This is a genomic window from Streptomyces sp. TRM64462, assembly GCF_013362995.1.
Lineage (GTDB): Bacteria > Actinomycetota > Actinomycetes > Streptomycetales > Streptomycetaceae > Streptomyces.
Genome location: NZ_JABWDV010000249.1, coordinates 1 through 7,308, shown reverse-complemented (window position 1 = coordinate 7,308; position 7,308 = coordinate 1). Strand labels below are relative to the sequence as shown.

The 7,308-nt window shown below is 74.6% G+C and carries 6 protein-coding genes; 3 read left to right on the top strand and 3 right to left on the bottom strand.

All coding sequences use genetic code 11. The annotated features are described in order from the left end of the window. Window positions 1–782 (bottom strand): pentapeptide repeat-containing protein (locus HTZ82_RS11660; RefSeq protein WP_254711795.1); only part of this gene is annotated, 782 nt, incomplete at its 3' end. A gap of 207 nt (window positions 783–989) precedes the next feature. Between HTZ82_RS11660 and HTZ82_RS11655 the strand changes: the two genes are divergently transcribed. Together HTZ82_RS11655 and HTZ82_RS11650 are read left to right on the top strand one after the other, a co-directional pair. Beyond that, a complete protein-coding gene (locus tag HTZ82_RS11655) occupies window positions 990–4,070 on the top strand; it encodes a BTAD domain-containing putative transcriptional regulator (RefSeq protein WP_175409272.1) in 3,081 nt (1,026 codons plus the stop codon). Window positions 4,071–4,282: 212 nt separating this feature from the next. Further along, window positions 4,283–4,501, top strand: coding sequence for a hypothetical protein (locus HTZ82_RS11650; protein ID WP_175409271.1), 219 nt, complete (start codon window positions 4,283–4,285; stop codon window positions 4,499–4,501). A gap of 122 nt (window positions 4,502–4,623) precedes the next feature. On the opposite strand, the gene HTZ82_RS11645 is transcribed toward HTZ82_RS11650, so the two are convergent. Then, the gene (locus HTZ82_RS11645; protein ID WP_175409270.1) at window positions 4,624–5,187 is read right to left on the bottom strand and encodes a hypothetical protein; all 564 of its coding nucleotides are present in this window, start codon (window positions 5,185–5,187) and stop codon (window positions 4,624–4,626) included. A 178-nt stretch (window positions 5,188–5,365) separates the two neighbouring features. On the opposite strand from HTZ82_RS11645, the gene HTZ82_RS11640 reads away from it, so the two are divergent. Next, entirely contained in the window at window positions 5,366–5,941 is a 576-nt protein-coding gene (locus HTZ82_RS11640; RefSeq protein WP_175409269.1) for a hypothetical protein, read from the top strand. A gap of 183 nt (window positions 5,942–6,124) precedes the next feature. Here HTZ82_RS11640 and HTZ82_RS11635 read toward each other — a convergent pair. Beyond that, on the bottom strand, window positions 6,125–7,308 hold a 1,184-nt coding region (locus HTZ82_RS11635; protein ID WP_254711794.1), incomplete at its 5' end, for a PQQ-binding-like beta-propeller repeat protein.

The window sequence follows — 7,308 nt, the reverse complement described above, 5'->3', positions numbered from 1 at the left end:
GCGGCGGCGCTGGTGCCGGTGGCGGCCGTGGAGATGCGGGCCATGTCGCTGCCTCCGTTCGTCCGTCTCGTCCGTTCGTACGGAGCGGCGCGCGCGTCTCCCGACGATACGCCGCGGGGTCCGGGGCCGCATGTCCGGCGACCACGGGCCGTACACAGCTGACAGCGGCGCGTAGGCCCCACCCGGCTCAGCTCACCGCGTAGCCCAGCGACGTCGCCAGCACGGCGGCCTGTTGTAGGTCGATCTTGGCGCCCTGGGCCTCCGCTGTGCGGGGGGTCCAGGGACGTCAGGTCGCTGCCGCGCAGGTCGGCTCGGGTCAGGTGGGCGCCGCGAAGCGACGCGGCGGAGAGGTCGCAGCGTGTGACGGTCGCGTCGTCCAGGCGGGCGCCCGTCAGGTCGGCCTCCCGGAGCCGTACGCCGTCGAGTTCGGCCTTCCGGAGGTCGGCCCGGGCGAGGCCCGCGTACGACCAGTCGCCGCCGCCCACCACCAGCAGCCCGAACGTCGACTCCACGAACCGGCTCCCCACCACCTTGCACCCCTCGAACCGCGCGTCGAAGAGCACGCACTTCCTGAACGTGCAGTTCGTGAACGCCGTCCCGCTGTGCCGCGAGGCGTTGAACCGCACGCCCGAGAACGTGCACCCGTCGAACAACGCGCCCTCGCTGGCGCCCTCCGTCCAGTCGAGGTCGTAGAAGGTGCACCCGGCGTACGCGTCGCCCGCGCCCAGTTCCCGCCCGTACCAGTCCTCGCCCCGCACGACGAGGTCACGTGTGATCGGCATGCCGCCGATTCAACCGCCCGGCACCGACATCCCTGCGGCCTCCGCGCCCGTCCTTCCGCCGACAGGTTTACTGATGGATCGTCAACTTCCCTGCTGTTGTCGGATTGTGTCACTACCTTGTGCGGAGCGTCACCCCACTGCTGACGCGCCCGCCCCGCACAAGGCAGACTGTCAGCGGCGATACCAGCGGTACGGGCAGGGGGAGCTATGGACCGTGACAGCGGGCCGCGAGTGCCGGAGCAGCGTGTTCCGCGGCAGGCGCAGGCACCGGGCGGCGGTCAGGCGCGGGGCGCCCGGACGGCCGAAGGCGCCGCGGCGGACGGTGGTGCCGGCGCAGACCGTGGCGCCGGCGCGGACCGTGACTCCGTGGTCGACGGTGGCGTCGATGCTCTGCGGTTCGCCGTGCTCGGGCCCGTGCGGGCCTGGCGTGGGGGTGAGCCGCTCGCCTCCGGGTCGCCCCAGCAGCGGGCCCTGCTCGCCGCGCTGCTGCTGCGCGACGGGCGTACGGCGACCGCAGCCGAGCTGATCGACGCGATCTGGGGCGACGAGCCCCCGTCGCAGGCCCTCGCGGCCGTACGGACATACGCGTCCCGGCTGCGGAAGGTGCTCCCGGCCGGCGTGCTGGTCAGCGAGTCCGGCGGGTACGCGCTGCGCAGCCGCCCCGACACCCTCGACCTGAACGTGGCGCAGGAGCTCGCCGCCGAGGCCGAGAAGGCGCGGGCGGGCGGCGACCGCGCCCAGGCCGTCACGCTCATCAACAAGGCGCTCGGCCTGTGGGACGGCGAGGTCCTCGCCTCCGTACCCGGCCCGTACGCCGAGACGCAGCGCGCCCGTCTCGACGAATGGCGGCTCCAGCTCATCGAGACGCGGCTCGACCTGGACCTGGAGTGCGGCCACCACGCGCAGGCCGTCTCCGAACTGACCGCGCTCACCGCCGCGCACCCCCTGCGCGAGCGGCTCCGCGAGCTGCTGATGCTCGCCCTCTACCGCAGCGGCCGCCAGGCCGAGGCGCTCGCCGTGTACGCGGACACGCGCCGCCTCCTCGCCGACGAACTGGGCGTCGACCCGCGCCCCGAGCTGTCCCGCCTCCAGGAGCGCATCCTGCGCGCCGACAGCGACCTGGCCCAGCCGCTGGAGCAGGCCCCGCCGGGGAGGCCCGCCGTCGCACGCCCCGCCCAGCTCCCGGCGACCGTCCCCGACTTCACCGGCCGCGCCGCCTTCGTACGGGAGCTGGGCGGCCTGCTGGCCACGGCGGAGGGCTCGGTCATGGCCGTGTCGGCGCTCGCGGGCATCGGCGGCGTCGGCAAGACGACCCTCGCCGTGCACGTCGCGCACATGGCGCGGCCGCGGTTCCCGGACGGGCAGCTCTACGTGGACCTGATGGGCGCGGGCGCCCGGGCGGCGGAGCCCGAGACGGTGCTGGGCGCGTTCCTGCGGGCGCTGGGCACGCCCGACGAGCAGATCCCCGAGACGCTCGACGAGCGGGCGGCGCTGTACCGCTCGACGCTCGCCGGCCGGCGCGTGCTGGTCCTGCTGGACAACGCGCGGGACGCGGCGCAGGTGCGGCCCCTGCTGCCCGGTACGGAGGGGTGCGCGGCCCTGGTGACCAGCCGCATCCGCATGGTGGACCTGGCGGGCGCCCACCTCGTCGACCTGGACGTGATGTCGCCGGACGAGGCGCTCCGGCTCTTCACGCGGATCGTGGGCGACGAGCGGGTGCAGGCGGAGCGGGAGGCCGCCCTGGACGTGGTCGCGGCCTGCGGGTTCCTGCCGCTGGCCATCCGTATCGCGGCGTCCCGGCTCGCGGCGCGCCGCACCTGGACGGTGTCCGTCCTGGCGGCCAAGCTCGCCGACGAGCGGCGCCGGCTCGACGAGCTCCAGGCGGGCGACCTGGCCGTGAAGGCCACGTTCGAGCTGGGCTACGGCCAGCTGGAGCCCGCCCAGGCACGGGCGTTCCGCCTCCTCGGCCTGGCCGACGGGCCCGACATCTCCCTCGCGGCCGCGGCGGCCGTCCTGGACCTGCCGGCACAGGAGACCGAGGACCTGCTGGAGGCCCTGGTCGACACGTCCCTCGTCGAGTCCGCTGCGCCCGGCCGCTACCGCTACCACGACCTCGTACGGCTCTACGCGCGTGCCTGCGCCGAACGCGACGAGCAGCCCCCCGCCGAACGCGACGCCGCGATGTCCCGGCTCCTGGACTTCTACCTGGCGACGGCGGCCCGCGTGTACGCCGTGGAACGTCCCGGCGACCGCCTGGTCGACCACCTGGAGCCGACGACGTACGACGGCCTCGCCTTCACCGACCGGCACGCGGCGCAGGACTGGCTGTACCGGGAGGCCAACTGCCTGCTGGCCTGCGCCCGCCAGGCGACGACCGGCGACGGCGCGGCGGCCGGCCGGCTGCGCCGCGCGGTGGATCTGCTGTGGGCGGCGAAGGACCTGGCCGACTCCGGGGCCAACTCCAAGCAGTACGAGTCGGCCGCCCTGGCCGCCCGGGACGCCGCACGCGCGGCCGGCGACGCCCGCACGGAAGGCCGCGCCCGCACCACGCTCAGCAACGTCCACCTGGTGGCGGGCCGCTACGACGACGCCGACGAGGAGGCCCGCACGGCCCGCGAACTGGCCCTGGGCGCGGGCGACGCCGCCCCGGTGTACTGGGCGGACAACGACCGCGGGATCATCGCCGCCGTGGGGGGCCGCCACGGCGACGCCGAGAAGCACCTCGTGAGCGCCGCCGACGGCTCCCGCGCGGACGGCAACCTGCCCAGCGTGGCCAGCGCGCTGTGCAACCTCTCGCGGCTGCACCTGCTGACGGGCAGGACGTCCAGCGCCATAGAACTGGCGCAGCAGGGTATCGACATCTACGACGGGCTCGGGCTCACCCTGCGGCTCGCGAACGGCCGTTACGCCCTCGGGATCGCCCTCACCCAGGCGGAACGCCACGCGGAGGCCCTGGAGGAGTTCACGGAGGCGCTGCGCATCTTCGCGAGGAACCGGCAGCGCCTCTGGGAGGGGGCGACCCACTTCCGTATCGCCGAGGCGCAGTTGAAGTCCCGGCGCCCCGCGCACGCCGCCCAGCACGCCGAACAGGCCCTGGCGCTGGGCTGCATCGGCGGGGACCAGATGCGCGGCAACGTCCTGGCGCTGCTGGGCAGGGCGCTGCGCACGCTGGGGCAGAGCGACCGCGCCCGCGCCTGTCTGCGGGAGGCGCTCGCGCTGTACGAGCGCCTGGGCGCGCCGGAGGCGGCCGACGTGCGGGCCCTGCTGGCCCCTTCGGCGGCGGCCTGAGGGGCCGCGCGCGCCCCGGACCGGGGCGTTCAGCATTCGTTTATGCCCGACCGGCAGTCTCCTACTCAGCGGTCCGTCGCATCGGGGGGCAGACGGGCCGACCCGGCGCCACCGTTCTATGGTGAGCGCGCCTGAACGCCCGTTCGGCGGCCCTCGGGGGAGTCGCCGAGCGGGCGTTGCCAAGTCACACCGTCGAAGGGGGATGCCGTCCCATGAGCGACAAGCAGACCGAAGAGACCATCACCACGATGGACAACCACATGCCGGCCCCGCCCAAGGACGGCATCGTGACCCTGGACAACCACATGCCCGCGCCGCCGAAGGACGGCGAGGACGGCATCGTCACGCTCGACAACCACATGCCGTCCGAGCCGCTGGGCGACACCGTCACCACGATGGACAACCACATGCCGGCGCCGCCCGCGCCGTAGACCTTCGCCCACGGGGTGCGGCCGCGGCGGCGCGGAGGGGGAGCCGCCGCGGCCGCGGTCGTTTTCAAGCCTTGAGGGGCCGAACCGTCCGGTTCGGCCCCTCAAGGCTGTTCGCGTGCGCGTCAGCTCATCGTGCGGCCGGCGCGGCTCACGACGCACTTCTTGTACTCGGAGCCGTCGCCGCCGCCCGTGTACGCGGTGGAGGCCTCCGTCGTACGGGACGCGGACGCCTTGACGGCGAAGTCGTCGACGCGGGCGGTCGCCGTGGCGACGCTGTCGCCGAGGTCGCCCTTGAACTGGACGGTGAAGTCGTAGTCGTAGTCGAGCGAGCCGTCGTTGGTGACGGTCACCCGCGCGACCAGCTTCTTGCCGGTGTCGTCGAGCTGGCAGGAGTCGATACGGATGTCCCGCATGGCCGCCCGGTCCGAGCCCGATCCGGCTCCGGCGACGGAACCGCCGCCGCTGCTGCCGCCGGAGCTGGAACCGGAACCGCTGCTGTCGGTGTCCGAGCCGTTGTAGTCGCTGCCGCCGCTCGTGCTGCTGCTCCCGGAGTCGGAGCCCGAGCCGTGGCTGGAGCTGCTGGAGCCGGAACCGCTGCAGCTTCCGCCGCCGGAGCCCCGCGCACCGGTGAGCGTGATCAGCACGAGCCCGAACACGGCGACCGCGCGAACATGACGCGTTTTCACGTTTCAACCCCCGTCGAAAGTGGAATAATAGCCCGCTCACTTGGCGGGTGCACGTCACCCTAGCAGCGAGGCGTGCCACGACGGCGCCGGATGGACGGACGGGCGGACGGGCGGACCGGCGGGATTCCCGGGGCGCCCGCCGGGTACTCGCGACGGCGGATTCCGAAGGAGGCCCGGGATGATCCGTAACGTCGTCGGCGCCGTCCTCGCCCTGGTGGGAGCGGCGGCCGCTGTGTGGAGTCCCTTCCTCGTCTGGTACGACGGCCGCCGCGGGCGCCACTACCAGATCGAGGACCTGTTCTCGGGGATCACCGCCGAGCAGTCGGAGCTGTGGGAGTCGGTGCTGCTGCCGCTGGCGTTCGCGGCGCTGGTGGCGGTGGTGGGACTGGCGCTGCGGACGCGGCTGCTGGTGGCCGCCGCGGGGGTGATCGCGCTGGGGTTCACGATCCTGTGGATGGTCCGCCAGGGGCAGGAGGCAGGGGGCCTGAGCGTGGGCGATGACGGGGCGGGGCTGGGCTGGGGCGTCCTGCCGGCGCTGGGCGGCGGGGTGCTGATGCTGCTGGCCGCGGCCGTGATGGTGGGGCGGCCGCGGGCCGTGGGGCCCGCGACGCCCGTCGCGGACGACAGCCCGCGGCACGCCCGGCACGCCCGCCGCCGCGGCGGCACCTCTCCGGGCCCGGTGCCGGGCCCGGACGACCCGAACTACCCGGGGTACCCGCCGGAGCAACCCCCGGGACCGCAGCGCCCGGGCTGAGGCCCGTGCACGGGAAACGACGACGGCTCGCCGGTCACGTTGTGGGCAGGCGTCCCGCAGGGCGATGGGGGTCCCCCTGCTCGGGCGAAGCCGAGAGCTTGGGGGAGGTTGGGCACAACGCGACCGGCCGCCCCCACCCCTGCACACGGCGCCCACCCGTCACGGTCTCGTGCGGCGTGGCCCTTACGCCTGGCGGGCTGCCGCGCCGCGGCCGGTCGCCGTGCCCTTCAGGGCGTCCAGGGCGTAGACGCAGCGGTCCTTGCTGCACGCGTACACGACGCCCGCGCGGGCCACGGGCGAGCCCGTGATCTCGCCGCCCGTGGTGAGCTTCCAGCGCAGCTGGCCGCCGCCCGCGTCCAGCGTGTACAGGACGTGGTCGGCGGAGCCGAAGTGGAGGCGGCCGTCCGCGACGACGGGCGTGCCCACGATCTCGCCGCCCGCCGCGAACCGCCACCGGGGCGTGCCGGTGACCGCGTCCAGCGTGTACAGCGCGCTGCCGCTGCCGACGTGGATGTTGCCGTCCGCGACGAGCACCGGTTCCACGGACTGGCGGGACTCCGTGGCGATGCGCCACCGGTCCTTGCCGGTCGTGGCGTCGAGGGCGTACACCGTGCCGAGGTAGTCGGCCAGGTACACGCCGCCGCCCGCAACAGCGGGGCCCGGCGCGAACGCGGGCGGGGACAGGAAGACCGCCGGGGCCTCGAAGTGCCAGCGGACGTGGCCCGACAGGACGTCCACGGAGAGGACCCGCGTGCCCGCCGCCACGTACACGTAGCCGTCCTCCGCCGGCGTGACCCGCAGCGGCACCCCGCCGCAGGAGGCGGCGTCGCCGATGGGGTACGACCAGCGCTCGGTGCCCGTGCGGGCGTCGAGGGCGCGGAGCCTGGCGTCCTGCCACACGTACACCGTGTCGCCGTGGACGGCGGGCCCGGCCTCCGGGGTCTCGAAGTCGGTCTGGGCGCCGGTCAGCTCCCACAGCTTGGCGCCGTTGGAGGCCTCCCAGGCCTGGACGCCGCCGCCGCGCGTACCGGTCACGACGGTGCCGCGGTCGACCTTGAGCGAGTACACCCAGGCGTCGGTCTGGAGCCGCCACAGCTCACCGGCGTCCTGCGCGTCGAGCGCGTACAGGGTGGGCCCGTCGGACGCGTGGATACGGCCGGACGCCACGGCCATGGACCAGGCGACGTCCCGGGTCTTGAACTGGCGGCGGCCGGTCGCCACGTCCAGGGCGTGGACCTCGAAGGACGTGACGTAGAGGAGGTCGCCGGCCACGACGGGGGTGCCCCACACGTCGTTCGACATGCGGAAACGCCACGGCCTCCAGTGGCCGCCGCCGTCCCCGGACGCGGGCGCCTGGGGCTGGGCCT